The sequence below is a fragment of the Sorangium sp. So ce204 genome, from assembly GCF_051526795.1.
Lineage (GTDB): Bacteria > Myxococcota_A > Polyangia > Polyangiales > Polyangiaceae > Sorangium > Sorangium cellulosum_B.
This window is the reverse complement of record NZ_CP150317.1, coordinates 4,619,504-4,646,319: the sequence shown is the minus strand read 5'-3', so window position 1 is coordinate 4,646,319 and position 26,816 is coordinate 4,619,504. Positions and strand designations below refer to the sequence as shown.

General features: G+C 70.9%; 20 protein-coding genes. 4 read left to right on the top strand and 16 right to left on the bottom strand.

What is annotated here, in order from left to right:
• Positions 1–96 precede the first annotated feature (96 nt).
• From WMF22_RS17260 to WMF22_RS17225, 8 genes are all read right to left on the bottom strand, one after another.
• Positions 97–441, bottom strand: a complete 345-nt coding sequence (locus WMF22_RS17260; protein WP_157906707.1) for a hypothetical protein — start codon at positions 439–441, stop codon at positions 97–99.
• A 181-nt stretch (positions 442–622) separates the two neighbouring features.
• The gene (locus WMF22_RS17255) at positions 623–2,068 is read right to left on the bottom strand and encodes a ParA family protein (protein ID WP_438036409.1); all 1,446 of its coding nucleotides are present in this window, start codon (positions 2,066–2,068) and stop codon (positions 623–625) included.
• A 189-nt stretch (positions 2,069–2,257) separates the two neighbouring features.
• Positions 2,258–3,826 carry a bifunctional phosphoribosylaminoimidazolecarboxamide formyltransferase/IMP cyclohydrolase gene (purH, locus tag WMF22_RS17250; RefSeq protein WP_438036408.1) on the bottom strand — a complete coding sequence of 523 codons (1,569 nt, stop codon included), beginning with the start codon at positions 3,824–3,826 and terminating at the stop codon, positions 2,258–2,260.
• Between the two features lie 59 nt (positions 3,827–3,885).
• Positions 3,886–6,378: an endopeptidase La gene (lon, locus tag WMF22_RS17245; RefSeq protein ID WP_012235780.1), complete on the bottom strand. Its 2,493-nt coding sequence runs from the start codon at positions 6,376–6,378 to the stop codon at positions 3,886–3,888.
• Positions 6,379–6,587: 209 nt separating this feature from the next.
• Positions 6,588–7,844, bottom strand: a complete 1,257-nt coding sequence (clpX, locus tag WMF22_RS17240) for an ATP-dependent Clp protease ATP-binding subunit ClpX (protein WP_012235779.1) — start codon at positions 7,842–7,844, stop codon at positions 6,588–6,590.
• Positions 7,845–8,326: 482 nt separating this feature from the next.
• Positions 8,327–8,971, bottom strand: a complete 645-nt coding sequence (locus tag WMF22_RS17235; protein ID WP_020735738.1) for an ATP-dependent Clp protease proteolytic subunit — start codon at positions 8,969–8,971, stop codon at positions 8,327–8,329.
• Between the two features lie 297 nt (positions 8,972–9,268).
• Positions 9,269–10,537 carry a trigger factor gene (tig, locus tag WMF22_RS17230; protein ID WP_437300146.1) on the bottom strand — a complete coding sequence of 423 codons (1,269 nt, stop codon included), beginning with the start codon at positions 10,535–10,537 and terminating at the stop codon, positions 9,269–9,271.
• Positions 10,538–10,804: 267 nt separating this feature from the next.
• Positions 10,805–10,969 (bottom strand): hypothetical protein, encoded by a 165-nt coding sequence (locus WMF22_RS17225; protein WP_012235776.1) that lies wholly within the window; start codon positions 10,967–10,969, stop codon positions 10,805–10,807.
• A 579-nt stretch (positions 10,970–11,548) separates the two neighbouring features.
• On the opposite strand from WMF22_RS17225, the gene WMF22_RS17220 reads away from it, so the two are divergent.
• Positions 11,549–12,484 (top strand): ParA family protein, encoded by a 936-nt coding sequence (locus WMF22_RS17220; protein WP_437300145.1) that lies wholly within the window; start codon positions 11,549–11,551, stop codon positions 12,482–12,484.
• Positions 12,481–13,386, top strand: coding sequence for a ParB/RepB/Spo0J family partition protein (locus WMF22_RS17215; RefSeq protein ID WP_437300144.1), 906 nt, complete (start codon positions 12,481–12,483; stop codon positions 13,384–13,386). Before WMF22_RS17220 ends, WMF22_RS17215 begins: the two co-directional genes overlap by 4 nt.
• A gap of 18 nt (positions 13,387–13,404) precedes the next feature.
• Here the strand turns inward: WMF22_RS17215 and WMF22_RS17210 are convergent, their stop codons facing one another.
• The 4 genes from WMF22_RS17210 to WMF22_RS17195 are packed head-to-tail and all read right to left on the bottom strand — an operon-like array spanning position 13,405 to position 18,480.
• Positions 13,405–14,466 carry a tetratricopeptide repeat protein gene (locus tag WMF22_RS17210; protein WP_438036407.1) on the bottom strand — a complete coding sequence of 354 codons (1,062 nt, stop codon included), beginning with the start codon at positions 14,464–14,466 and terminating at the stop codon, positions 13,405–13,407.
• The gene (gene glnD / locus WMF22_RS17205; protein WP_437300142.1) at positions 14,463–17,324 is read right to left on the bottom strand and encodes a [protein-PII] uridylyltransferase; all 2,862 of its coding nucleotides are present in this window, start codon (positions 17,322–17,324) and stop codon (positions 14,463–14,465) included. The genes WMF22_RS17210 and glnD overlap by 4 nt, the downstream gene beginning before the upstream one ends.
• Positions 17,325–17,343: 19 nt before the next feature.
• Positions 17,344–18,177 (bottom strand): CheR family methyltransferase, encoded by an 834-nt coding sequence (locus WMF22_RS17200; protein WP_437300141.1) that lies wholly within the window; start codon positions 18,175–18,177, stop codon positions 17,344–17,346.
• 15 nt (positions 18,178–18,192) lie between these two features.
• Positions 18,193–18,480 (bottom strand): hypothetical protein, encoded by a 288-nt coding sequence (locus tag WMF22_RS17195; RefSeq protein WP_044965043.1) that lies wholly within the window; start codon positions 18,478–18,480, stop codon positions 18,193–18,195.
• Positions 18,481–18,660: 180 nt separating this feature from the next.
• Here WMF22_RS17195 and WMF22_RS17190 point away from each other — a divergent pair, with 180 nt between their 5' ends.
• Positions 18,661–19,506, top strand: coding sequence for an ABC transporter ATP-binding protein (locus WMF22_RS17190; RefSeq protein WP_438037263.1), 846 nt, complete (start codon positions 18,661–18,663; stop codon positions 19,504–19,506).
• Positions 19,507–19,570: 64 nt separating this feature from the next.
• On the opposite strand, the gene WMF22_RS17185 is transcribed toward WMF22_RS17190, so the two are convergent.
• Entirely contained in the window at positions 19,571–21,145 is a 1,575-nt protein-coding gene (locus WMF22_RS17185) for an ATP-binding protein (RefSeq protein ID WP_438036406.1), read from the bottom strand.
• An 89-nt stretch (positions 21,146–21,234) separates the two neighbouring features.
• Here WMF22_RS17185 and crcB point away from each other — a divergent pair, with 89 nt between their 5' ends.
• Positions 21,235–21,618, top strand: a complete 384-nt coding sequence (gene crcB / locus WMF22_RS17180; RefSeq protein WP_438036405.1) for a fluoride efflux transporter CrcB — start codon at positions 21,235–21,237, stop codon at positions 21,616–21,618.
• Between the two features lie 46 nt (positions 21,619–21,664).
• On the opposite strand, the gene WMF22_RS17175 is transcribed toward crcB, so the two are convergent.
• The 3 genes from WMF22_RS17175 to WMF22_RS17165 form a co-directional block, all read right to left on the bottom strand.
• Positions 21,665–22,645 (bottom strand): hypothetical protein, encoded by a 981-nt coding sequence (locus WMF22_RS17175; protein ID WP_438036404.1) that lies wholly within the window; start codon positions 22,643–22,645, stop codon positions 21,665–21,667.
• Positions 22,646–23,385: 740 nt separating this feature from the next.
• A complete protein-coding gene (locus WMF22_RS17170; protein WP_438036403.1) occupies positions 23,386–25,413 on the bottom strand; it encodes a hypothetical protein in 2,028 nt (675 codons plus the stop codon).
• Entirely contained in the window at positions 25,410–26,810 is a 1,401-nt protein-coding gene (locus WMF22_RS17165; protein ID WP_438036402.1) for a hypothetical protein, read from the bottom strand. Before WMF22_RS17165 ends, WMF22_RS17170 begins: the two co-directional genes overlap by 4 nt.
• Between the last annotated feature and the right edge of the window lie 6 nt (positions 26,811–26,816).

Here is a 26,816-nt window from a genome sequence, read left to right as displayed (position 1 = left end):
CCGCCGCGCCCGCCGCGCCCGCCGCGCCCGCCGCACGATGATGGAAATGCGGACGTCGCGCCCTGCGTCCTGTCGAAGTCTCCCTGGAAGAAGGGATTAAATCCCCTTCGGGATCTTGTCGAGGTCCACCTGGGAGAGCGCGTGCCGGATCAGCGCGCTCCTGTTGGCCTTGGTCATCCCGCGCGCCTTGAGCGAGCTGACCATCTCGTCCAGCCGCTCGAGATCCTCGGTGTACATCGAGATACAGATGACCTTGTAGTGCTGCGGTCTCTCCGGCGCCGGCGCAGCACCCGGCTCGGATGCGGCGCCGCTCGTCCGGGCCTTCGCGCGCACGCGAGGCGCTTCCGTGGACGTATAGAACGCCCCGGACAAAACACCTTCCACTTCGTCGCGATCGAGCAGCGCCCGCGCGGCGCCCCCGAGATCGCCTTCGCTTTTCATTGCTTCCTCCAGCTCCCCTGCCCGGTCGAGGCTCCGCGACTGCGGGCCCTTCATTCAGCGAACCCCCGCGTCCGCGGGTCCTTCATCCAGCGGGACCCCGCGTCCGCGGGTCCCTTCATCCAGCGGGACCCCGCGTCCGCGGGTCCCTTCATCCAGCGGGACTCCGCGTCCGCGGGTCCCTTCACGCCCCCGCCGCCGCAGCGCCCGGCCGCTCGGTGGCCGCGTCCCCCCGGTCGACGCTCCATGCTGTCCCGTCGCGCGCCGCCCCTGCCTCGGGGCCCGCCGTGCTGCGCTCGCGGCTCTCGATGATGCGATCGACCACCGCGAGGTAGTCGTCCGCGGCAGGGGTTCCCGACGCGTACTCGAAGATCGTCTGCCCTTGCGCGGGCGCCTCCTTGACCTTGATCGCCTGCCGGATCGGCGCGAGGCAGCGCTCCCCGAAGTGCTGCTTCATCGTGCTCACCGCCTCGCGCGCGATCTTCGCGCGGCCGTCGTAGAAGGTCGGCAGCACGCCCCAGATCTGCACCGGGTGATGCAGCAGCGCGTTCACGTTCTTCACCGTCTTGATCACCTGCCGGACGCCGACGAGCGACAGATAGTCGCACGCGACCGGGACGAGCACGCTGTCGGCGAACACCAGCGCGTTCTGGTTCATCAACGACAGGCTCGGCGAGCAGTCGAGCACCACGTAATCGTACTCGGCCGCCGCGGCGGAGAGGCGATCCGAGAGCACGCGGTCGCGGTTCTGGCGCCCTGCCAGGTAGAGCTCTGCCGCGGCGAGCGTCTCGTTGGACGGCAGGAGATCCAGGTTCGGTCGCACCGTCTTGGTCGCGTCCGCGACCCGGAGCCCCATCACGAGCACGTGATAGAGCGACCGCTCCGCGCCCGCGCCGAGCGAGACAGAGACGTTCCCCTGCGCGTCGGTGTCGACGAGGAGCACCCGCTTGTCGCGCGCCGCGAGCCCGGCCGCCACGCTCACGGCCGTCGTCGTCTTGCCCGTACCGCCCTTGTGGTTGAACACGGCCAGGCAGCGGGGCACCCCGGCCGGGCGCTGCGGCGGCTGCGCCGGCCGCTTCGCGCCCCCCGCCGGCGACAGGGGCACCGCGACCGCGCCCTGCCCTTTGACCTCCGCCGGGCGAGCGGCAGACGCGGCCGGCGCAACGGCCGGCGCGGCCCGCCCCGTCGCCTCACCCTGGGCGCTCGCCCGAGCCGCCGGCGGCGCCGGCTCACCTGCCGCCACGGCGGCGCGCGACCCGCCTCCTGCCGGCGGCGCCTCGTCACCGCTCGGCGTCGCTCCCTCGGCCGGCGCCGCGGCCGCCGCCGCGATGTCGCCGAGCCGCACCCCCTTCGCCTCACGGACCAGCTGCGTCCGGCACCCCAGCGAGCACGCGTAGTGCCGGCGCCCGGCGACGTAGAGCACCTGGGACACGAGATCCGGCGGAAACCGCTTCGCGCACGCGTCGCACGTGGCGAGCACGGCGCCGTCCTGCCCGCCGAGCTGGCTCTTTTCCAGGCATTTCTGCGAGCAGAAGAAGGAGAAGCCGCCGTCTTTCTCCTCCATCTGGTACCGGAACTGGACCTCGAATCCGGTCCCGCACACGCTGCACGTCTCGCTGATTCCGCCCACAGCTCGCTCCTTCGCGCCGCGCACAGCGCTTTGCCCAGGCGCAGCGTTGACCATCATCACAGTCAAGGCGCAAAGGTCAACTTTTCTGCGAGCGTGACCCACCCTTCCGACGCAAGGGCGTGGGAGCGCGCGCATCCCGGGACAGAGGCGCGAGGCGGTTCAGCGGCGGGACCTCGGTGCCAGACCGGCTCAGTGACGGAAGTGCCGGGCCCCGGTGAACACCATCGCGATCCCCGCCGCGTCGGCCGCGGCGATGACCTCCGCGTCCTTCACGCTGCCGCCTGGCTGCGCGACCGCCGTGATCCCGTGCTCCGCGGCGAGCACCACGTTGTCCGGGAACGGGAAGAACGCGTCCGACGCGAGGACGCTCCCGCGAGCCCGCTCGCCCGCCTTGCTGCAGGCGATGCGCACGCTCTCGACCCGCGACATCTGTCCGGCGCCGATTCCGACCGTCCTCCCTGGAATCGCGAGCACTATCGCGTTGGATTTCACGTGCTTGCAGACGCGCCAACCGAGATCGAGCGCCTCGAGCTCCTTCTCGGTCGGCGCGCGCTTCGTCACGACCCGGCCGCCGCGCACCTCGCCGGCCGCCGAGGCGTCCCGCTCCTGGACCACCAGGCCGCCGCCGACGCGCTTGAACGTCAGCTCCCGGTGATCCGCGGGCAGGAGCGCGCCGGTCGCGAGCAGCCGGAGGTTCTTCTTGGTCCGGAGCACCTCCAGCGCATCGGGCGTATAGGCGGGCGCGACAACGCACTCCAGGAACGTCTCGACGAGCACCTCGGCGGCAGCGCGGTCGACCTCGCGGTTCAGGGCGACGATCCCACCGAAGGCGCTCACGGCGTCCGCGTCGCGCGCCGTCCTGTAGGCGGCCGCGAGGCTGTCGCCGGTCGCGACGCCGCACGGGTTCGTGTGCTTCACGACGACGGCGGCGGGCTGCGTGAGCTCGCGCACCGCCTCGAACGCGGCGTCCACGTCGACGAGGTTGTTGAACGAGAGCTCCTTGCCGCCCGCGCCCAGCGACTCCGCCAGCGCGAGCGACCCCGCGGCCGCGCCCCGCTCACGATAGAAGGCGCCGGACTGGTGCGGGTTCTCGCCGTACCGGAGCGGATAGGCCCGCTCGAGGGCGAGCGTGAGGAAGCGCGGATAAGCCTCGCGCTCCGCGGCGCTCGGCTCACCCTCCTCGGGGAGCGAGGAGAGGTAACCGGACACCATCCCGTCGTAGGCCGCCGTGTGCGCAAACGCCTTGGTGGCGAGCCGGCGGCGGGTGGCGCTCGACACCTCACCTTGCCTGTCGATCTCGGCGAGCACAGCATCGTAGTCGGCCGGATCGACCACCACCGCGACGCGCGCGTGGTTCTTGGCCGCGCTCCGCACCATCGACGGCCCGCCGATATCGATGTTCTCGATGATCTCGGGGTGCGCGACCCCCGGCTTCCTGACGGTCGCCTCGAAGGGATAGAGATTGCACACCACGAGATCGATCGGCGCTCCGCCGAGCCGCGCGAGGTCCTCGTCGTCGATCGCGCCGCGCATCAGGATGCCGCCGTGCACCCGCGGATGGAGCGTCTTCACCCGGCCATCCATGACCTCGGGAGAGCCGGTATAGGCCTCCACCCCGACGACCGGCACGCCGGCGTCCGCGAGCGCCCGCTGCGTCCCCCCGGTCGAGAGGATCTCCACGCCCTTCTCCGCGAGCCGCCTGGCCAGCGGGAGCAATCCCGTCTTGTCGGATACCGAAATCAGTGCGCGTCGAATCATGGCGACGCAGAGCTAGTGCGTCTCTGCGGCGACCGCCAGCCTATCCGACGGCGCCGCGCTCACGCGCCGGGCGGCGCGGCCGGCGTCGGCTCGCCCGCCGCGGCCGGCGGCGCCTTGACCGGCGCCGCCTCGGTGACGAGCTCGCCGTCCCGGTACTCCAGGACGCCCTTGGGCGGCCCGAAGATCGCATAGGCGTCCGGCAGGATGAGCGCCTCACGGAGCACGTCGTCGACGTGCTCGACGAGCACGAGCCGCAGCGCCTTTAGCACCCGCCGCGGCACGTCCCGGAGATCCTTCCGGTTCTCCTTCGGCAGGATGACGGTCGCGATGCCGCCGCGGTGGGCCGCGAGCAGCTTCTCCTTGAGCCCGCCGATCGGCATCACACGCCCGCGCAGCGTGATCTCGCCCGTCATCGCGAGATCCCTCCGGACAGGCACCTTCATGAGCGAGCTGACGAGCGCGGTCACCATCGTGACGCCGGCGCTGGGCCCGTCCTTGCGGACGAAATCGGGGAAGTGAATGTGGACGTCGACCTTCTGATAGACGTCCGCCTCGAGCCCGAGGCGGTCGAGGCGCGAGCGCACATAGCTCATCGCCGCGTGCCCGCTCTCCTCCATCCCCTTCTCGAGCAGCCCGGTGATCACGAGCTTGCCCTTGCCCGGCACCACCGTCGCCTCGGCAGGGAGCAGATCACCCCCGACGTTGGTCACGGCGAGGCCGTTCACGAGGCCCACCTCATCGCGCTCCTCGCGCCGGCCGAGCCGGTACTTCGGGACGCCGAGGTACTTCGGGATGCTCTTCGCGACGACCTCGATCGGCTTCTCCTTGCCGTCCGACACCACCCGCCTGGCCACCTTGCGGCAGACGCTCGCGATCTCGCGCTCCAGCGAGCGCACGCCGCTCTCCTTCGTGTAGTGGTGGATGATCGTCCGGAGCGCGCCCTCCGTGAAGTCGAGCGACACGTCCTCGAGGCCGCACTCCTTGCGCTGCCGCGGCACGAGGTACTTCACCGCGATGTTCAGCTTCTCGAACTCCGTGTAGCCCGAGAGCTGGATGACCTCCATGCGGTCCTGGAGCGGCACCGGGATGCCGGAGAGCGTGTTCGCCGTCGTGATGAACATCACGTCGGAGAGGTCGTAATCGAGATCCAGGTAATGGTCGTTGAACGTGTGGTTCTGCTCAGGATCGAGCACCTCGAGCAGCGCTGCCGCCGGATCCCCGCGGAAGTCGGTCGACATCTTGTCGACCTCGTCGAGCAGGAACACGGGGTTGTTCGTCCCGACCTTCTTGAGCGACTGGATCAGCTTGCCGGGCAGCGCGCCGATGTACGTCCGGCGGTGGCCGCGGATCTCCGCCTCGTCGCGCACGCCGCCGAGCGACAGCCTCACGAACTTGCGCCCCGTCGCGCGCGCGATCGACTTCGCCAGGCTCGTCTTGCCGACGCCGGGCGGCCCGACGAAGCAGAGCACCGGGCCCTTGAGCTTCTTCGTGAGCGCCTGGACCGCCAGGTACTCGAGGATCCGCTCCTTGATCTTCTTGAGGCCGTAGTGGTCCTCATCGAGGATCCGCTCGGCCTCGACGAGGTCATAACGCTCCTCGCTCTTGTCGTACCAGGGGAGCTCCAGGATCCAATCGATGTAGTTGCGCACCACGGTCGCCTCGGCGCTCGTGGGGTGCATCATCTTCAGCTTCTTGAGCTCCTTCTTGACCTTCGCGGCGGCCTCCTTGCTCATCCGCTTGGTCTTGAGGGCCTCTTCGATCTCCTGGATCTCGTTCTTGAACTCGTCGCGCTCGCCGCCGCCCAGCTCCTTCTGGATGGCCTGCATCTGCTCGTTGAGATAGTACTCCTTCTGCGTCTTCTCCATCTGCTTCTTGACGCGACTCCGGATCTTCTTCTCCACCTGGAGAATCTCGATCTCGGCCTGCATCAACTCGATGAGACGCTCGAGCCGCTTCTGCGGCTCCTCCATCTCGAGCAGCGCCTGCCGGTCGGTCAGCTTGATGGTCGGCAGGTTGGCGATGATGGTGTCGGCCAGCCGCGAGGCCTCGTCGATGGCCTGCACCGCCATCAGGACCTCGGGCTGGATCTTCTTGTTGAGCTTGACGTACATCTCGAACGTCGACTGGACCGAGCGCATCAGCGCCTCGACCTCGACGCTCGCGACCGAGCTCTCGACGATCTCGTCGTACTCGATCAGGAAGTACGCATCGCTCTGGACGTAGCGGCGGATGCGCGCCCGGCGCTTGCCCTCGATGAGGACCTTGACGGTGCCGTCCGGGAGGCGGAGCAGCTGCATGATCGCGCCGACCGATCCGACGCCGAAGATGTCGTCCGGCGTCGGATCGTTCGTCTTCGCGTTGCGCTGCGCGGCGAGGAAGATCTCCTTGCCGCGGTTCATCGCCTCGTCGAGCGCGGCGATGCTGCGCTCGCGCCCGACGAACAGCTGCGAGACCATGTGTGGAAAGACGATGATGTCGCGAAGCGGGAGCAACGGGACGATCCCGCGCTCGGGTGCGTTCTTGCCGCGATCACTGTCGTTCTTGAAGAACATCCGCCGTCTTTCCGGGAGTATCGGGAGGTCGGGGCACCCCCGCCTCGGTTGTCACAAATGCCTGGATCTGATGCTGAACTTCCGCCGGCTCGTCCCGCTGCCCTCCAGGGACACACGGCGCCGGCACGCTCGGAGGCGCATCCGGGGGGTGAGGGCGCACGGCTCGGGCCGCGCCTGCGCTCCGGCCCGCCGCCCCCCGGGGGTCAGCGCTACGCGAGCTCCGCCTCCTTCGTGTACACGATGAGCGGAGGCTCGTGCTTCACGATCACGTCCTCGCTGACGACGACCTCCTTGATCCCCGTGCGGGACGGGACGTCGTACATGATGTCGAGCATCGCCGACTCGAGGATGGCGCGAAGACCGCGGGCGCCGCTGTTCCTCTCGAGGGCCTGGCGAGCCACCGCCACGAGCGCGCCGCGGGTGAACTTGACCTTCACCCCGTCCATCTCGAAGAGCTTCTGGTACTGCTTGACCAGGCTGTTCTTCGGCTTCGTGAGGATGTCGATGAGCGCCTCCTCGTTCAGCTCGTGGAGCGTCGCCACGACCGGCAGGCGCCCGATGAACTCCGGGATGAGCCCGAACTTGAGGAGGTCCTCCGGCTGGACGACGCTGAGCAGGTCGCCCAGCTTGAAGTCCTTCTTCGCCTTGATGTCCGCGCCGAAGCCGAGGGTGTTCTGGCCGATGCGCCGCTGGATGATCTGATCGAGCCCGACGAACGCGCCGCCGCAGATGAACAGGATGTTCGTCGTGTCGACCTGCAGGAAATCCTGCTGCGGGTGCTTGCGCCCGCCCTTCGGGGGGACATTGGCGATCGTCCCCTCGATGATCTTGAGCAGCGCCTGCTGCACGCCCTCTCCGGAGACGTCGCGGGTGATGCTCGGGTTGTCGCTCTTCCGGCTGATCTTGTCGATCTCGTCGATGTAGACGATGCCGCGCTGCGCGCGCTCGACGTCGTGATCCGCGTTCTGCAGGAGCTGGACGATGATGTTCTCGACGTCCTCGCCGACGTACCCCGCCTCGGTCAGCGTCGTCGCGTCCGCGATGGCGAAGGGGACGTTGATGATCTTGGCGAGCGTCTGCGCGAGCAGGGTCTTGCCGGACCCCGTCGGCCCCAGCAGGAGGATGTTCGACTTGGACAGCTCCACGTCGTCCGAGGAGACCCGGCTGTCGATGCGCTTGTAGTGGTTGTGCACCGCCACAGCGAGGATCTTCTTGGCGCGGTTCTGGCCGACGACGTACTCGTCCAAGGTCGCTTTGATGTCGGCGGGCTTGGGCACCGGGGTCGACCCCGCGTACGGCTCGTCCTTCTCGACCTCCTCCGCGATGATGTCATTGCACAGCCCGATGCACTCATCGCAGATGTACACCGTGGGGCCCGCGATGAGCTTCTTCACCTCTTTCTGCGACTTGCCGCAGAAGGAGCAGCTTAGATTGCCATTCGAGTGATCGTCCCGCCTTCGCTCCACTTCGACCCTCAGTGCGGTCTGCCGACGCTACCGCTTCAATGAGAGGTGGGGTCCCGCCGCGGCGGCGGCCCCTCCAACTTGCGGCGGGAACGGCTTCCACCGTCCCCTGGATTTTCAGCGATGCGCAGCCAAACGCCGCGCTCGGATTCTAGTGCGGTGCCCGTACCGTCGCAAGCTAACGGGGGTGGTCTCCAGCCTGTGGCCGAAGTCAGGGAATCACCCGATGGCGCCCCGCGATCGGCCGCCGGCGCGGCCGCGCATCGCGCGAAAAGCGCGAAAAACAGCGGATCGAGCGAGCTCCGCGCGGCGCATGCGGCGCCGAGCCCGCGTGCTCCGCTGCTGCGCGCCCGCGTGCAATGCTCCGCCCGCCACAGCGGTGGCGCGCGGCGTGGCATCGCGACGCCGCGCCGCGGCGCGGCCCGGGGCGGCGCCGCGCCGGCCTTCATCCCGAGCACGCCCGCCGGACGCGGCGGCGCGGCCACCTACTTGTTCCGCTTCGGGAAGACCTCGTCGATCAGGCCATACTCCTTGGCCTGCGTCGCGCTCAGGTAGAAGTCGCGCTCGATGTCCCTCGCCAGCTCGTCCCGGTTCTTGCCGGTCGCGTCGACGAGGATGTCGATCAGCGTCTCCTTGATCTTCTTGATCTCGCGCGCCTGGATCTCGATGTCCGTCGCCTGGCCGCGCGCGCCGCCGAGCGGCTGGTGGATCATCATCCGCGCGTGCGGCAGCGCGAAGCGCCGGCCCTTGCGACCGGCGCCGAGCAGCACGGCGCCCATCGACGCGGCCTGGCCGATGCACATCGTCGACACCGGGCAACGCACGTACTGCATCGTGTCGTACATCGCGAGCCCCGACGTCACGACGCCGCCCGGACTGTTGATGTAGACCTGGATCTCCTTCTCGGGATCCTCGCTCTCCAGGAAGAGGAACTGCGCGATCACGGCGTTCGCGACGAAGTCGTCGATCTCCGTGCCGATGAAGACGATGCGATCCTTGAGGAGACGGCTGAAGATGTTCCACTCCCGCTCGCCGCGGTGGGTCACCTCGGTGACCGTCGGGAGGATGTAGGCCTTCTCGCGTTCGAGAAACTCGATGGCTTGGGTGCGGGTTTCGACTCGTCGGGTCATCCGGTGCTCCGGGGGGTTCGCTGCCGCGCGGCAGGGGCTCTACTCCTGGGCCAGACTGCGTCCGATCGCAAGACCGAACGCGCCCGAGGTTACCGGAAATATCGGCCGCTCGCCGCGCGGCGCACGGAACACGCGGGGCGCCGCGGCCCGCGCGATCCGGCCGCGCGCGCCCGACGTCGATCGAGAGCGCGAGAGGCGCGACCTGGACAAACGGCGCACGCCGGCGCAGCAGAGCTGAGGCGCCGGCGTGCGGTGCAGGAGTCCGGCCATTCCGCGCCGGACCGCTGCTGGGCGGGGCTAGCTCGCGTCGGCGACCTTCGCCGCAGCCTCGATGATGTCGAGGATCTTGTCCTCGAGGATCATCCCGGCGAAGAGCTCGCGCTTCTGGGGCTCGCGGTACTCCGCCTTGATCTTCGCCACGTTCTTGCCGGTCTGCTCGGCGAGCTCCTCGTAGCCCTTCTCGAGGTCGGCCTCGGTGATCCTGACCGCCTTCGCCTTCGCGATCTCGGCCATGACCAGGCCCGCGCGCACCTTCATCTCGGCGTCGAGCCGCACGCGGGCGCGGAACTCCGGCGTCGGATCGACGCGCTGCCCCTGCCTCCGCGCCGTCGCGAGCAGCTCGCGCTCGGCGAGCTGCGCCTGCTGATCGACGAGCGACGGCGGGACCGGGATCGGGTTCGCCTTGCAGAGCTCCACCACGAGCTGCTCGGCGACGGCGTCGCTCGCCCGCTGCGTCAGCTCCTTCTCGAGCTTCTTGCGGAGCGACTCGCGGAGCGCGGACAGGCTCTCGTCGCCGCAGTCCTTCGCGAACTCATCGTCGACCTCGGGGAAGATGCGCTCCCGCAGATCCTTCAGCGTGATGTGGAAGGTCGCCTGCTTGCCCCGCAGATCCGCGTTGGAGTGCTGCTCGGAGAACGTGACCTGGACGTCCTTCGACTGGCCGGGCGTCATCCCGGCGAGCGCGTCCTCGATCTCCTTGAAGACCTGGCCGCTGCCGAGCTCGGTCTCGATCTCCTGCTCCTTCGTGTCGCGCAGCGCGCCGTCGACCTCGAGGGTGAACGCGATCGTCGCGACATCCCCCTTCGCCGCGGGGCGCTCCGGCTCGGGCGCCTGCAGCGTCGAGTGCTCGCGCCGGAGGGCGGTGATCTCGGCGTCGATCATCTCGTCGCTCGGCGTGGTCGAGGGGCGCTTCACCTCGAAGCCCTCCCACTTCACCTCGGCGATGTCGGGGCGGACCTCGAAGCGGGCCTTGTAGGAGAACGCGTCGTCAGGGCGGAGCTCGGTGGGCGCGATCGCCGGCTGGGACAGGGGCTGCACCTGCTTGTCGGCGAGCGCCTGGTTCAGCGTGGCGTCGACGAGCCGCTGGGCGACATCGGCGTGGATGCGGCCGCCGTAGAGGTGCGCGAGCACCTGGCGCGGCGCCTTGCCAGGCCGGTAGCCCCGGACCCGGGCCGTCCGCTGGAGCGCCGTATAGGCCTTGTCGACCTCGCTCCGGACCCGGTCCGCGGGGACCTCCACCTGAAACTCCATCAGCACGGGAGAAAGCTTTTCGACGTTGACTTGCATGGCCGTTTTTTTCGAAGGGCGGCACTCGTGCCACGCGTCGCTGGGGGGGTCAAGACGAGCGACAGGACGCTGCTTTAAAAAAAAGGAGCCCCGGCGGAGAGGCGGCCGCCGGGGCTCGGATCCCGGGAGGGATCGTGCAAGCTGATGTGGAGCGCTGCGCAGCGCCGGCGCTGGTGACGCGACGGAGCAGCAGCGCCGAGCGCGACCGCGAGGACGTGCGAGGACGCTGAAGGCGCGCCTCGCCGCCTCGCCGCCGCGCGGCCGCGCTCAGTCGTCGTCCGAGACGTCGAAGGGGTCCTTGTCGAAGTCGAGCTCGGCGTCGAAGGACCCCTCCTCCTCGACGATGTCCTCGAGCGAGAAGCCCACACGGCTCGGGCGGAGAATCTCCCGCTCGAACTCTGAAAAGCTCTGATACGACCTGGGAAGCGGCATCTGTCCTCCTCACATGTGCCGAGGCGACGTCGGTGCGTCGGTCTGCTCGGCGAAGCTGGGCACCACGTCCGTGATCAAGGGGCGGTCGACGTCGTCCCGCGACTCGAGGTCGAGGGCGGACGACGGCGCGAGCCGAGCGCCGACCTGCGTTGAAGCGAAGGCGAAAGCACGAGGACCTGCGCAGGAGCGAGCGGCGCAGGGCCGCGCCCGTCGCACCAGAAAGCGCGCGCAAGGACCCGATCGACGGGCCCCGGGTCGCAGCAGGCGAGCAGCGCCCCGCCGAGGCCGAAGCAGCGGCCTCGCCTCGAGGCGCGACCGCGTGCCCATGCCTTCGCCGTTCGGCCACCTTTGCCTACATCAAGCGACATGTGGGCACTGTAGATTCCCCTGCCGTTCAGGCCAACAATCTGGCGAGCGAACGGTGGGATGGCGGCGAGCGGGTGACGACGCCCCCCGCGCGCTGGGCCGACCGCAGGACGGACCCGCACGCTCGGTCGAACGTTTGTGTCGAGGCGCCCGCATCTCTCGACGTGCCGATGGGGGTCGTGTAAGCAGCCTGGTCGGACGCGACACAGCACGATGCCATCGCCCAACGAGGGGGGCGCGCCCGGCAAGCCCGGCTCCGCCCCCAAGCCTTCGCCTGTCATCTTCGCCGTCGCCAACCAGAAGGGGGGCGTCGGCAAGACCACGACCTCGGTCAACCTGGCCGCGAGCTTCGCCGCGGCAGAGTGCCGTACGCTGCTCGTCGACTGCGATCCGCAGGGGAACGCCTCGAGCGGCGTCGGCGTGCGGCGCGGGAGCTTCGAGCTGTCCCTCTACGACGTCCTGATCGGGCGGGCGGCGCTGAAGGACGCGATCGTCGCGACCGAGGTGCCGCTGCTCGGCGTGGTGCCCGCGACCCAGGACCTCGTCGCGGCGGAGCTCGAGCTGGTCGACGCGGACGACCGCGCGGTGCGGCTGCGCAACGCCCTGCGCCCGCAGCTCGCGGGCTACGACTACGTCGTGCTCGATTGCCCGCCGTCGCTCGGGCTCCTCACGCTGAACGCGCTCACCGCGGCGCACCGGGTGCTCGTGCCGCTCCAGTGCGAGTACTACGCGCTCGAGGGGCTGACGCACCTGATGGCGACCATCGACCGGGTGCGGAGCGCCTTCAACCCGGAGCTCACGGTCGAGGGCGTCGTCCTCACGATGTACGACGGGCGCAACTCGCTCACCCACCAGGTGGCCGACGAGGTGAAGGCGCACTTCCGCGTCTTCGACGCGATCATCCCGCGCAACGTGAAGCTCAGCGAGGCGCCGTCGCACGGCAAGCCGGCGCTGCTCTACGATGCGCAGTCGAAGGGGGCGCAGGGCTACCTGAGCCTCGCGCGCGAGATCCTGGACGGCCCGCCCGCCGCCGCGGCAGACACGAAGAAGCGGCCGCGCGGGGACGCCGCCGAGGCGGAGCCGCCGGCCGAGCCTTCGCCCCCGCAGAACCCCGGAGAGCGCGCGAGGGACGCACGACCCAGATCATGAATGCCGATCAGAAAGGGGCGCGGCGCGCGCTCGGACGGGGGCTCGACGCCCTGCTCCCCGCGGCGCCGCCGGCGACAGCGACTGCGGCCGAGGGGCGCAGCGTGTTCGTGTGCGCGATCGAGAAGATCGTCCCGCAGAAGGGGCAGCCGCGGCAGCACTTCGACGAGACCGAGCTCGAGGAGCTCACCGGCAGCATCCGCGAGCACGGGCTCATCGAGCCGCTCATCGTGCGCAGGACGCAGGCGGGGAACGACGCCTTCGAGCTCATCGCGGGCGAGCGGCGGTGGCGCGCCGCGCAGCGCGCGGGGCTCAGGGAGGTGCTCGTCGTCGTCAAGGACGTCTCCCCGAAGGAGGCGTTCGAGCTCGCGCTCGTCGAGAACGTGCAGCGGGCCGACCTCAACCCGATCGAGATCGCCGAGGCGTTCGATCGGCTGCTGCGCGAGCACAGCTACACGCACCAGACCCTGGCCGAGCGCGTCGGCAAGGACCGCACGACGATCGTCAACTCGCTCCGGCTGCTCCGGCTGCCGCCGCGGATCCGCACGATGGTCATCTCGCGCGAGCTCAGCGAGGGCCACGCGCGCGCGCTGCTCGGCGCGCCCAGCGACAAGGTGATGGCCGACGTCGCGGAGCGGACCGTCCACGGCAAGCTCCCCGTCCGCAAGGTCGAGGCGCTGATCAAGGCGGCGAAGGAGAAGGAGCTCCGGGCCGCCGAGGGCGAGGAGCCGGGCGAGAAGAAGCGCGGCGGGAAGTCGCCCGCGATCAAGGACCTGGAGGCGCGGCTCGCGCGGCGGCTCGGCACCCGCGTCGAGGTGCGCGACGCGGGCGGCCACGGCGAGCTCGGCATCACCTACGGCTCGCTCGACGAGCTCGACAGGATCATCGCGCTGCTCGGCGCGTGACCCTGCGCGGCCGCGCGATCACTTCAGCCTCGCGCTGAGCTCCTTCACCTTGGCGCGGGCGCGCTTGCCGATCTCGGTGTCGCCGCCGTGCTTCCCGGCCTCGGTGAGCGCGGCGATCGCGCTCTGCGGCTTGCGCTCGGCCAGGAACGACAGGCCGAGGTAGTAGTGCGCGGCCGCGAACCGCGGGTCCACCTTGATCGCCGCCTGGTAGTCGGCGCGCGCCCCCGGCTCGTCGCCGAGCTCGTGGCGGCACGTCCCGCGGCGCACGTGGAACTCGGCCTCCGGCTTCAGCTTGATGGCGCGGTCGAACGCCGCCACGCAATCGGCGTAGGCCTTCGCCGGCCCGAGCATCCGCCCGATCGTCGCGATCGTCGCCACGTCGTCGCCGGTCGCCGCGAGCGCCTTCCTGAGCTCGGCCGCGGCCCGGTCGAGCACCTTCGCCTCGAACAGCATCGCGCCGTAGGCGAAGCGCGTGGCGGCCGTGTCCTCGGCCTTGAGCGCCGCCTCGTAGTGCTTGCTCGCGTTCGCGACGTCGCCCTTCAGCCCGTACGCGTAGCCCAGGTTCTGGTGGAGCGCCGCCCGGTCCGGCGCCTGCTCGATCGCCTTCGAGAGGACCGCGATCGCCTCGTCCGGCCGAGGCGGCTCGTCCAGGTAGAGCGCGGCCAGGTTCAGCGCGGCGGCCTCGAGCCTGGGGTCGCTCGCGAGCGCCTTCTTGTACGACGCCTCGGCGCCGGCGCGATCGTTCGTCTGCTCGTTCGCGAGGCCGAGGTAGTAGTGCGCCTCGGCGCTGCCCGGCTCGTGCTCGATCGCCTGGAGGAGGTGCGGCTTCGCCTCCTCGTACTTCTCGTTCTTGATGTACGCGACGCCCCGGTCCAGCGCCGTGGACGACGCGCCCTTCGAGGCCGCCGCGTCGCTGCCCTCGGGCGGATCGGCCAGGAGCGGGTCGCGCTGGGGCTCCTGCGCTCCACCACACGAAAGGGCGCACGCCGCGACGCACGCGGCGTGCGCCATCGCCCCGAGGACCCGCTGCGCCGCGGGCCTCGCCGTCCACACAGCGCGCGTAAACCACCTCTCGTTCATCCGACACTCCCTTCGCCGTCCAGGCCCTGGAGGACGGCGTGCAGCCGCTCCTCCACCTCTTGCGTCCGCTTGCCGCTCGCGATCTTCGTCCCGTCCGCCTCGCTCACGTAGAACACGTCGGCCACGCGCGTGCCCTCCGTGTTGATCTTGGCGACCGAGATCGAGAGGCCGAGCTGGTAGAGCGCGTCCGAGATCGCGAACAGGAGGCCGGGGCGATCGCGCGTGAGGACCTCGATCACCGTGTGGTGCGAGGCGCGATCGTCGATGGATACCTGCGTCCGGACCTTCGGCGTCGGGCGCTCGCGCAGCGCGCCGCCCCGGCGCTTCTTGGCGAGCTCGGCGCCGGAGAGCTGCCCCGAGAGCACCGCCTGGATGTCGGTCACGAGCTTCGGGATGGCGCGCGCCACCCCCCCTACCCCTTCGCCGCGGTCGCGCACCCAGAAGAGGTCGACGGCCTGCAGGCGCACGCCGGCCGGCGGGGACGAGCCCGCCCTCGCGCGGATCACGCCGCCGTCGTCCATCCCGTCGTCGTCGCACGCGCGCGAGTGGATCTGCGCCGCGTGGACCTCGAGGCGCGAGGCCGCGAGCGCGGCCGTGATCGCCGCGAGCAAGCCGGGGCGATCCGGCGCCACGACGCAGACCTCCGCGGCCTCCGGGTGGCGCGACGGGACGAGCGCGACCGAGACGCTGTTGGCGCCGGACTGCTGCTGCCGGGCGAGCTCCGAGTGCGCGGCGATCGCGGCCGGGCTGTTCGCGAGCAGGTAGCGCTCGGGCATCGACGCGAGGTAGCGGGCCAGGAAGTCCCGCTGCGCGCGCCGCTCGGCCTCGCTCGCGGCCGGGAGGTCCTCGAGGGCGCCGACCGTGCCGCTGATCGCGCGGGCCATGCGCTGGTCGTCGATGTCGAACGGCCCCGCGTCCTCGCGCGCGCCGCGCAGGGCCCTGTCCGCGGAGAGGTAGAGCTCGTCGAGCATGCGCGCCTTCCACGACGTCATCGACGTGGGGCTCGTGGTCGAGATGTCGGCGACCGTGAGCAGGTAGAGATCGCGCAGCCCCTCGCGGCCGTGCACCTCCTGGCAGAACTCCGAGATCGTCGCGGGGTCGTCGAGATCGCGCCGGGTCGCGATGAGGTACATCACGAGGTGCTTCAGCACGAGGTGGCACGCCTCGTCGATGTCCTCCTGAGGGAAGCCGAGCCGCGCCAGGATCTTCCGGGCCATCTCGGCGCCGCGCCCGCTGTGATCGGTGCCCCCGATCGCCTTGCCCACGTCGTGCAGGAGCGTGGCGAAGAACAGCATCGTCGGCCGCGTCGCCTCGGCGGCGAGCCGGCACGCGAGCCCGAACTCGCCCGCGAGCTCGCCCCGCGCGAGCGCCGCCAGCCGATCGACGGCGGCGACCGAGTGAACGTCGACCGTGTACACGTGGTAGACGTCGTGGTGGACGCGCCCGACGACCGGCGAAAACTCCGGGATCATCGCGAGCAGGAGGCCGAGGTCGTGCAGCTCGCGGACGACCGAGCCGCTCTGCAGCTGCGTCTCCTTGCACGTGGCGACGAGGGTCCGGAACCGCTCGGCGGCCTCGGGGCTCTCGCGGAGCGCCGCGCAGAACGCCGGATCGCCGGCGGCGCGGACGATCGCGCCGCGCGCGTAGGGCAAGAGCGGCACGCCGCGCTCGACGGCCTCGGAGACGAGCCGCAGCGCGATCGCCGGATCGGTCCTCAGCAGATCCGGATCGCTCATCGTGATGCAGCCGTCGAAGAGGCGGACCCCGGCGCCGAGGTCCTCGTCGCGGCGGCGGCGCCGCGTCAGCGTCGGCGTGGCGCGCGAGACGATCATGTCGAGGGAGCGCGAGATGGTCCGGGCGCTCCGGTAGTAGTCGCTCATCATCCGCTCGATCGCCTCGGGCGACACGGCGGCCTCGTCGGGGGGCGGCGCGCTCTTCCGGCCGGCGTCGGCCGGACCGGCGCCCTTGCTGTAGCCGAGCGCGCCCGCGCACAGCTCCTGCTCGTCGAACGTCAGCCGGTCGGTCCTCCGCCCGGAGTGGGCGTGGAGCAGGTTGCGGATGCGCCAGAGCATCTCCGCGGCGCTCCGGATCTCCTCCGCCTCGCGGGCGACGAGCGCGCCGAAGCGGACGAGCGCGTCGAACTCGCCGACGCCGTAGCGCGCCTTCGCGGCCCAGCGGGCGACGTCGAGATCGCGCAGCCCGCCCGCGCCGTTCTTCACGTCCGGCTCCAGGAGGTAGACCGAGCCGCCGAAGCGCTCGTGCCGCTGCGAGATCTCCTTCCCGAGCCGCTCGATGAAGCGGGGCAGCTCCGAGTGCGCGAAGATGCCCGACGAGGCGCGCTGCCAGAGCGACTCCGACAGCGACGCGTCGCCGACGACGTGCCGCCAGTCGAGCAGGCTCGTCGCGGTGGGCAGGTCCTCCCGCGCGCCGTCGATGAGGTCGTCGATGGTGACGACCTGGTGCCCCACGGCGACCCCCATGTCCCAGAGCGGGTAGAGCAGCGCGTCCGCGATGGCGCTGGCGCGCTGGGCGTTGCGGGCGAGGATGCGCAGATCGAGGTCGCTCCGCAGCGCGACCGCGCCGCGGCCGTAGCCGCCGACCCCGGCGATCGCGACCGAGTCCCACTCCTTGCGGCTGGGCCCGCCGGACTCGCGCAGCAGGTGGAAGAGGCGCGCCAGGAGATCGTCGAGCAGGCGCGCGTGGCGCCGCCCGAGGGCGACCCCGACGGCGGCCGGGTCCGCGGCCGGCGTGGGGCCGCTCGGCGCCGTGCGATCGAGCTCGGCGCGCTCGCGCGCGTAGGCGGCGCGGAGCTCGACGAGCCCGCTGGGCCTGGACGTGGGGGAGAGGTCGACGCTCATGCGGTGTCGTTCTGCTTTCTCAGGCGCCCGGGGCGCGGAAGGCGGTGACGTGCGCGTTCACCTTGACCGACGTGAGGCCGGCGCCGCAGAGGCGCGGCGCCTCGCTCGCGGCGGAGAACAGGAGCCCGCCCGGGCCGAGCTCGGCCGCGAGGCGCCGCGCCACCGCGTCGCCGGCGGGCTCTGCGAGGTACAGGAGCACGTTCTTGAAGAAGATGATCTGGAACCCGCCGCTCGGCACGGCGTGCACCAGGTCGCAGACCTCGAAGGACACGACCTCGCGGAGCTGCTGGCCGACGTGCAGCGCGCCGCCCTTCTCTTCACAGTAGCGCTGAACGAAGGACGGGGGGAGCTGGTCGACGGCCTCGGCGGAGTAGACGCCCTCGCGCGCCGCCTCGATCGCCGGAGCGGCGCGGTCGACCCCGAGCACGCTGAAGCGGCGGCCCGCGCTCGCGAGCACCATCGCCAGGGTATAGGCCTCCTCGCCGGTGCTGCAGCCGGCCGAGAGGCCGGCGATGGGCAGATCGGGCGGGAGCCTGGGCAGCACCGAGGCGGCGATGGCCTCCCAGATGATCGGGTCGCGGTAGAAGCGCGTCTCGCCGACGCGGAGCGCGCTGACGATCTCCTCGATGGCCTCCCTGTCGTCCCGCAGCCGCTCGGCGGCCGCGAGCGGCGACACGCCGTGGCGCGCGGCCACGGCGCTGAGCACGGCGAGCACCCGCTCGCGCACCCAGCCCGGGGCGGCGAGGCTGCGGCCCAGGCCGAACCTGTGCTGCAGCTCGGCGAGCGCGAGGTCGACGGCCCGCTGGGCGGACCGCGCCGCAGGACCTGCTCCCGCTCTCGACGATCGGGCCATCGAAGGTCGCCGCGATCAGCCGAGGAAGCCGGCTTTCCTGGCCTGGGCTCCCTTGCCGCCGCCGTCGAGGGCGATGGCGAACACGTCCTTCAGCGCGAGCACGAACGTCTCGCCCTTGGTGCTGCGCGCCTTGAGGAGCCCGCCCGCGCTCGACACGGCCTCGATCTTGGTCACCGGGAGCGACACGCCGTCGTGCGCGGCGTAGATCGTGAGCACGCGCCCCTCGGGGAGCTCGGCCCAGCCGTCTTTGTCGGTCTTCGCCTCTGCGGTCTCGAGGGCTGCCTTGAGTAGGTCGTCGGTCATGAGCAACGTTTCCGTCCCGCGCCCTGCCGCGTCAAGCACGTGCTCGCCCTTACCGTGATGCAAGGCGATCGGCGTCCTGCGGGGCCCCCTCCGTGGTACCGTACTGTGCGGATGTCGAGAAGGCCGCCCAGCCAGCCCCCCCCGCGAGGGGCCCCCCCGGAGGCGCAGCAGGTGGGCAAGATGCCGCCGGGGTGGCAGCCGGGGGATCACCTCTTCGTCGACGACATCAAGAAATCGTTCGGGGCGACGAAGGTGCTGCACGGCATCACGATGCACCTCCGGCGGACCGAGACGGCGGTGATCATCGGCGGGTCGGGCGCGGGCAAGACCACGCTGCTCCGGCTGCTCATCGGGCTGGAGCGGCCGACCACCGGCCACATCTGGGTCGACGGCGTGGACATGGGCGCGCTCGACGATTTCGAGATGAACCGGATGCGCCAGCGGTTCGGCATGGTGTTCCAGTACGCGGCGCTGCTCGACTCGCTGACGATCTTCGACAACGTGGCGTTCCCGCTGCGCGAGCACAGGAAGCACATGTCGAAGCGGGACATCCGCGACAAGGTCGTGGGCATGCTGAACTCGCTCGGCCTCGAGAACAAGGAGGACCGGATGCCGTCGGAGCTGTCCGGCGGGCAGCGCAAGCGCGTGGGCCTTGCGCGCGCGCTGATGCTGGAGCCCGAGATCCTCATCTACGACGAGCCGACGAGCGGGCTCGATCCGCTGACGAGCCGGATGGTCGACGACCTGATCGAGGAGACGCGGGCGCGCTTCAAGGTGACGAGCGTCGTGATCTCGCACGACATGGCGAGCACGTTCCGCATCGCGCACCAGGCGTTCCTCGTGATCCAGGGGCGGGTCGTCGCGTCGGGGACGCCGGACGAGCTGGCGCACGGCGACAACGAGCAGGCGCGCCAGTTCATCGCGGCGTCGGGGGTGGCGACGGACGAGGTGTCGCGGGTGAACCGGCCCGCGCTGGCGGACGGCGCGGGCGGGCGGGTGATCGAGTTCAGGAAGGCGGCGGAGTAGCTGCCGGGTCGAGCGCCGCGCGACGAGCACGGTCTCCTCGGGCCTACCCTCGCTTGGAGGACGCTCACAGGCGGAGCACCGCGACGCGGCGGCCGCGGGGCGTCGTCGCTTCGAAGAACCGGGGGGCGGTTCTAGCGAGGCGCCCGCGCGCGTCGAAGATCACGAGCGTCCCGCGCTTCTGGCGCAGGCGCGCGAGGTAGTCGTCGAGCTGAGCGAGGCCTTCGAGGAGCGGGTCCTTCTGGCCCTTGCGCCACACCTTGAGCTCGATCGCGCGCCGCTGGACGGCTCGGGAACCGTCGGGCTTCTGGTAGGGAAAGCGGACGAGCAGATCGATGCGCCCGCGGCCGACGCCGTACTCGCGATCGATGAAGCCACCGCCGTTGACCGCGCGCTGGAGGAAAGCCATCAGGACGAGCTGCGGGGCGACCTCGGGGTACGGCATCCCGGAGGCGAGCACCTCGCCGTGCTCGTGCCAGAAGGCGGCGAACGCGCGGAGCAGTCGCCGGAACGCGAGGCGGCCGTCGGGCAGGCGGAAGCGCTCGGGCGGGGCGTCGATCCGCTCCTCGGCCGACGAGGACAGGACACGGGCGATCACCTCGCGGTAGATGGGGTTCGCGACGCGCAGCGGCTTGTCCTGGGCCACGAGGCCGAGATCGCGGACATAGGAGGCGTCATCGTCGTACGTGTCGCCGCCGCCCTCGTACGTCCCCGCGAGCAAGGGCTCGAGCACGCGGCGCACGCGGGGCTCGGCGAGCTTGCTGACGAGCGAGTCGAGGTGGGTAGCGCGGGCAAGGATGAGGCGCTCCTTGGCCTGCTCGACGTGCGCGCGGGTGATGGGCTCGCTGGGCGGGACGGCCATCTTCTCGATGATCTCGCGGCCGAGGGCATTGACGAGCCATGGCTGGCCGGCGGTGAGCTCGAACGCTCGCGTGAGCGCTGCATCGAGGAAGACCTGACCCGTGTCCTCGGTGTGCTGGGCATAGAGCGCACGGAGCTCTTCCTCCGAGAAGTCTCCGAGCCGCAGGGACTCGAGCTTGATGTTAAACGGGCTCGCGGTGCCAAGACGTCCGGGATCGCCGCCGCTCGCGGCCTTGTCGTCGCGCACATCGCGCAGCCCGCAGAGGATCACCGAAGCGGGGAAGTGGCCGGGACGGCTGGGAAAGCCGGCGCGGAGCTGGCGCAGGATGCTGAGAAGGCCCTTGCCGCGCAGCGAGTCGATCTCGTCGAAGATGAGGGCGAGCGGGCGCGGGCAGGCGCGCGCCCAAGAGGTGAGGGCCGCGGAGAGGAGGCCCTCGTCGCCCTCGAGAGAGAACGGCGGCGGCTGGAGCTCGAGCGGCAGCGCGATCTGGGCAGCGCGCGTGAGCTCGCGAAGGATGGCGCGCTGGGCGGAGCGGTAGTCGTCGCCGGCGACGCTCCCTTCCTCGCAGGAGAAGAGGACGGCGGCGTGTCGCCCCGAGGCCGTGAGCCGCTCGGCGACGGCGCGCAGGGCGGTCGTCTTGCCCGTCTGCCTGGGGGCGTGGACGACGAAGTACCCCATGTGCTCGACGAGGCTCGGGGCCTCGGGCAGGCGGCTCTCGGCCGGGATCATGTAGTGCAGATCGGGGCGGCACGGCCCGGTCGTGTTGAAGCGGCGCTTCACCCGCGCCAGCGTTGGGCCAGCGGCGGTGAGGACGCAAGGGCGCGGCCGCCGTTCACGGTGATCGCGACTCGAGCGAGAAGGTGAAACGAATGGATCGGTGGTTGTGGATCGGCCTCGGTGGCGCAGCGGGGACCCTCGCCCGCTACGGGCTGTCGACGTGGTGCCAGCAGCGCCTCGGCGCCGAGTTTCCGTATGGGACGCTCGCCGTCAACGTGATCGGGTCGTTCTTGCTCGGCGCCATCGGAGAGATCGCCGCGACGACGGAGCTCCTGTCGCCGACGCTCCGCCTCAGCCTGAGCACCGGCGTCATGGGCGGCTTCACCACGTACTCGAGCTTCAACAACGAGACGATCCGCCTCATCGAGCACAAGTCGTTGGCGGCGGGGCTCACCAACATCGCGATCACGCTGGTCGCTTGCTTGCTCGCCGGCGCCCTCGGGATGGTCGTCACGAGGCGGCTCATCGCGGGCTGACGCGGTGGGGGCGGGCGCTGAGGAGCGCTGGCTCGGGGGCTGGGGATCAGCCGCCGACGCCGGGACTCGGTGTGGCCTCCGGCGTCAGCGCGCTGCCGCCCGGCGCGCTGTCGCTCGGCGCGGTGCCGCTCGGCGCCTCGCCGCCGCCGGACGGGGTCTTCTTGGCCGAGTTGCCGGAGCGGGTCTCGAACATCCACGCGGCCTTGTTCAGCTCGGGGACCAGGATGGTCCCGTCGACCCGGCGCGCGGCCCTGAAGGCGCGGAGGATCTTCTCGATCACGACCGCGACCCTGCCGTCCTGGAGATCGAGCGCCCGCTGGGTCACCCGGCGCCCCGCGGCGACCTGGATGCTGGCAGTCCCGCGCACCCGCTGCGCCATGGTCCGGAGCGCGGCCGCGCACTCGGCACCGACGTCATAGTCCTCGAGGAGCTGCGCGTCCTGCGGATCGGCCCGCCGGGTCTCGTCGATGAAGGCCGCGAGCGCCTCGAGGCCCCTGGCGAGGTTCTCGGGGGAATCCGCGCGCCCGACGATGGCGTCGACCCGCGCCATGCGGCGCGGGCCGAGCGCGTTGCGCAGGCCGTCGTAGCAGAGGTCGCGCTCGGCGATGCCGTCGCGCATCGCGCTCCGCCCCTGCACCTCGAGCGCGGCCCGGGCGCCGGCGACCTCGGTCGCCGCCGCGTCGTGCGACCGCTTCATCGCCTGGAGCCTGCCCGCCTCGGCGACGAGCAACGGCAGGAGCGCCTCGGGCATGCGCACCTTGCCGCGCTGCGCCCCAGACAGCGAGCCCAGGATGCGCCGCGCCGAGGCGACGAACTGAGGGACGTCATCGATGAGGCTCTGCGAATCGATGCGCGTCCCCTCCGCGACGAGGTCCTCCTCGGGAATGCCCGCGTACGTCCGCGCGGCGAAAGCGCCGTCCGCGGGGCCGAGCTCCCGCGCGAGCGCGTCGAGGGTGGTGGTGGAAACGACAGGTGCCTCGGCCGGCGAGGTCGCCGGCGCGGGCTTCTTGGTCTTGGAAGTGGCCATGAGAGGGGAAGCTACGGGAAAGCGTCAAGGAACGGAAAGCGAACACATCGCTGCGCAAGATCACGTCGCGACGATCCAGTCCGAACGAATGCACGGGGGCCGGGAAAGCGGCGCAGGGTCGGTGGCTGGGGCGCGCTCGGCGGGCGCGACGCGCGGACCAGGCAAGATCGACGGCGTCACGACGGCGGGCGGCGCGCGCGAGACCGGCGAGGGAACGCGCGCAACCCCGGTCGCGCCGGCGCACCACAGGCGCGGGGCGCGCGCACAACGCGGGGCGACGCGCGCACAGGCGGCCCGGACACGCGCACGACGCGGAGGCGGCGTGCGGCAAGCCCGTCACCCTCGCGCGCCAGAGATCCCGGGCGCGCGCACGACGCGCCAGGGACGCGCGCACGACGCGCCGGGAACGCGCGCACGACGCGCCAGGGACGCGCGCACGACGCGCCGGGAACGCGCGCACGACGCGCCGGGAACGCGCGCACGACGCGCCAGGGACGCGCGCACGATGCATTGCGTCATATATCTCCCCTGCCCTTCATCGCCGGCGACCGCCGCGCCGCAGGCTCGCCGCGTCCCGTACGGCGGGTGAGATCCCCTGCCGGGGATCTGCTTCGCGAGAGAAAAGAGAATTCAACCCAAAGGCGCAAAGGCGCCATCAATTTCATGCATTTTTGCGCCTTTGCGTTGAACTCTCTCTCCCGATCCCTCGCCGGACCCCTGGTGAGTGGAACCAGGGAACCTCAGGACGGGCGCGCTGCAGCGCGGAGTAGCTCGTCCCACGCGGGCACGCCGAGGCCGCCGAGAGGTTGGGCGAGCGCTGCGGCGCGCAGCGCGGCGGAGCGGGCGTCACCGGCGCCAGCGCTCGCGAGGCGCCGCGCGAGCTCGCGGTGCGCCGCCACGGCAAGCACGCGGCTCATGTGATCCTCCGCGGTGTCACCGAGGAGCGCCTCGGCCTGGTCGGCGAGAGAGCGGGCGGACGCGAGGGCGTGATCGGCGTCCGTATCGACCGCGGCCCCCAGCAGCTCGACGAAGAGCTCGGCCCGCAGGCGTGATCGCCGGTCCAGGCCCCAGTCACCCCACTGGGCAACGGAGCTGCGCGCGCTCATGAACCACATCGCGGCATCCCAAGGATTCCCCATGACCATCGAGAGGAGCCCGGACGCGACCGCGCCAAACGCCTCCGCACGGAACCCGCCGTCCGGCTCGAGTCGCTCGTCCGAGGGAGCCCGCCCGTCCCTCCGATGCCCGAGGAGCTTCGCGGCCCGCTCCTCGTTTCCGCGGGCGATCTCGACGAGCGCCTTGGCCGCTTCGCAGCGGCGCGCGAGGCTCGCGTGCTCCTTCGGCCAAGGCGCGCCCTCGGCGAGCGCTCGCTCAAGCCCCCAGAGCGAGGCGTCGAGATCGCCGGTAAGGAAGTCTAGATCTGCAATCACGACGCGCATGATCACATCGACACCCACGGATTCACGCCGGGGAGAGCTCGCGTGCGGCCCGGGATCGAGCAGCGCGGCAACCCGCCCTCGCGCCGCCGCGACCTGACCGCGCTCGGCAAGCCGGAGAAGGTGCGATCGGGCGGCGATCGGAACGAGCCGCGATCGGATGACGTCCGTCGATGCCTCGACCTCGGTCGCGAGGGTCTGGTCGAGCTCTTGCGCGCGCTCGAGATGACCGAGGCACCAGTGCACGAACGCGTTCGCCCGAAGCGCGCCGTACATCGCGTCGCGCGCACCGCGCAGCGAACCATCCCCGTCACGAAGCGCCCGGTCCGCATAGGGAACCGCTTCAGCCGCGCGATCCTGCGCGGCAAGCGCGATGGCGAGCCCGGAGCATGCACCGACCGCGAACGCGACGGAATCGCCGTCGAGACGCTCGATCGCCCCGGAGAAGAGCCCCGTCGCCGACCTGAAGTCCCTACTGGCAAGATCCCAGATGGCAAAGTGCAGATCGCGCAGCGGTCCCGGTGGGTGGACCACCGAGGGCTCGGTGATCTCCGCCGCGGCGAGCACGGAGAGCAGATCGTCGACCCACGGCCGGACCACGATATCTCCGCCGAAGAGCGCGAGCGGGGACACCGCTCTCATGAGCAACAGCGCATCGTTGACGCGCCTGCCCTCGCTCGCCGGTGCCGCCGCTGTCAGCGAGGAGAAAGCCGCCTCCACGCCGCCAACGAGGGCCGGCGCTCCTATCTTGTGGCTCTCCAGGATCGGCTCGATCGCCATGTCGCGCGACACGCCACGCGCTACGCGCGTTGTCCCCGGTAAGCTGTTGGGCGCGCCCGCGTCCTCCTCGATGACGTACTCACCGCTCCGGATCGACCACACGTCAGGCGCCGCGGCCGCGAACACCGGTGCGAGCGCGCGCGGCAGCATCACCACGACCTCGCCGTGTGACGGCCCGAGTACGTTGCGCTTCTCGTTCCAGAGGGAGAACACGCGCGCCCACGGCTCGGTGTCCGCGTAGGCCGCGCGCGACACGTCGACCAGGTGGATCGCGCCGCGGAGCTCGTCGGGCGGGTCGAGGAGCGGGAGCAGGACGCGATCCGCGAGCTCGCCGTCGGTGAGCGGCGTGTCCTCGGTCCGTGCGCCGTACGGCTCCAATCGGACGAGACGAACCTCCGCGCGCCCGCGCCGCGGGAGCTCCGCGGAGAGCTCGGCGACCAGCTGGTCCGCCGCGCGGGGGCTCGCGCACCGTGCAAGGTACAGGTGGAACCGCCGCGAGAGCGCGAGCGCACGGACAAGCCGGGAGCGCTCCCCTCCCGCAGCGCCGCTCATGCGCCCTTCTCTCGGACGCCGTCACCCGTGTCGGGGACGGGCGCCGCGAGTTCCTGCATCCCAGCAACCGACGGGTGGACGTCGACCCACTCATCGTCGTTCAGATAGCGCAAGATCACGTTGTTCTGGAGCAGGTGGTCGGCGGCCTCGCGCTCCTGCTCGTTGTTCGTGATGAGGCGCTTCGTGCGGTTCACCGTGGCGAGCCACGGGATCGCGCCGCTGTCGTAGACGATGCTCCGGTAGGCGTTCCCCGCGCGATGGAGCTCACGCTCGAGCGTCTTCGCGTCCACGGGGAACGTCTCGAGCTCCAGCAGCGTCTGGAGCAGCCGCACGATCTCGCGCGGGTAGCCGCCCGACCACAGCGCGATGTCGCGGATCCGGCTCCGGAGCGCCGCCTTGCCGAAGATCTCCTCGAGCGCGGCCTCGTCGATGCGCTTCTTCACGAGCTCCGTGATGACCTCGACCCCCTCGGGGTGGAGCGTGCCCCCGGCGTCCCGGACCTTGATCATCGGCAGGAACGACACCGGGGGCTCGACCATGCGGCGCGCGAGCGCCGGCGGGATCGTGTAGAGCACGTGCACCGGCAGCTGGAGGTAGGGCGCGCCGGTCGAGAAAATGCGCTCGGCGCTCTCGAGCACCGGCTTCCAGGTGAGGCTCGTGCCCCGGAGCTTCTCCAGCGAATCGAAGAGGATCACGACGCCGGAGCGCCCGAGCTTGCGCGCACGCCAGTCGAGCTCCCGGAGCTCGTCGTGCACGAAGCGGACGAACGTGGAGAGGTGCCTGGCCACGATCTCGCGGACCCGGTGGCGTACGGTTGGGTTGGTCTTGAGGTTGAGCTCGACCCCGGTCTTCGCCCCCGCCTCGACGCCCGCGGTGAGCTTTCCGATCTCCACATCGGTCCGCGAGAGCCACGCCCAGAGCCGGCGGTGAGGCCCGTCCGTCAACGCGCTGGCCGCGTCCTCGCCCTCCGCGGTCAGGACTGCACGCTCGGTATGGAGCAGCACGAGCGCGAGCACGTCCGAGATGTCGATCTCCACGGTCAGGTCGAGGACATCGTCCGCGTCGATCAGGACCGTGAGGTGGTTGCGCCGCTTCGGATCGGAGAGCCTGGCCGCGAGGCGCTGGATCTCGGTGCTCTTCCCCGTGCCGCGGAGGCCCGTGAAGAGCTGGCAGACCGGCGTCCTGGAGAGCTCGATCTGGCGCGCGAGCTTGTTCGTCCAGTGCGCTCCGCGAACACCCCGGTGGTCGATGTCCACGTTGCGCGCGTCGCCCGGCGCTAGCGGTTCGTCGGGGTTGCAGCGGTTGTAGAGCTCCTGGAGGCGCTCGAACTCCATCGCCGGGAAGGTACCCGACGGCCCCCTGTTCGGCAGGAAATTCGGGTGCCCGATGGGAGCCACGGTCGC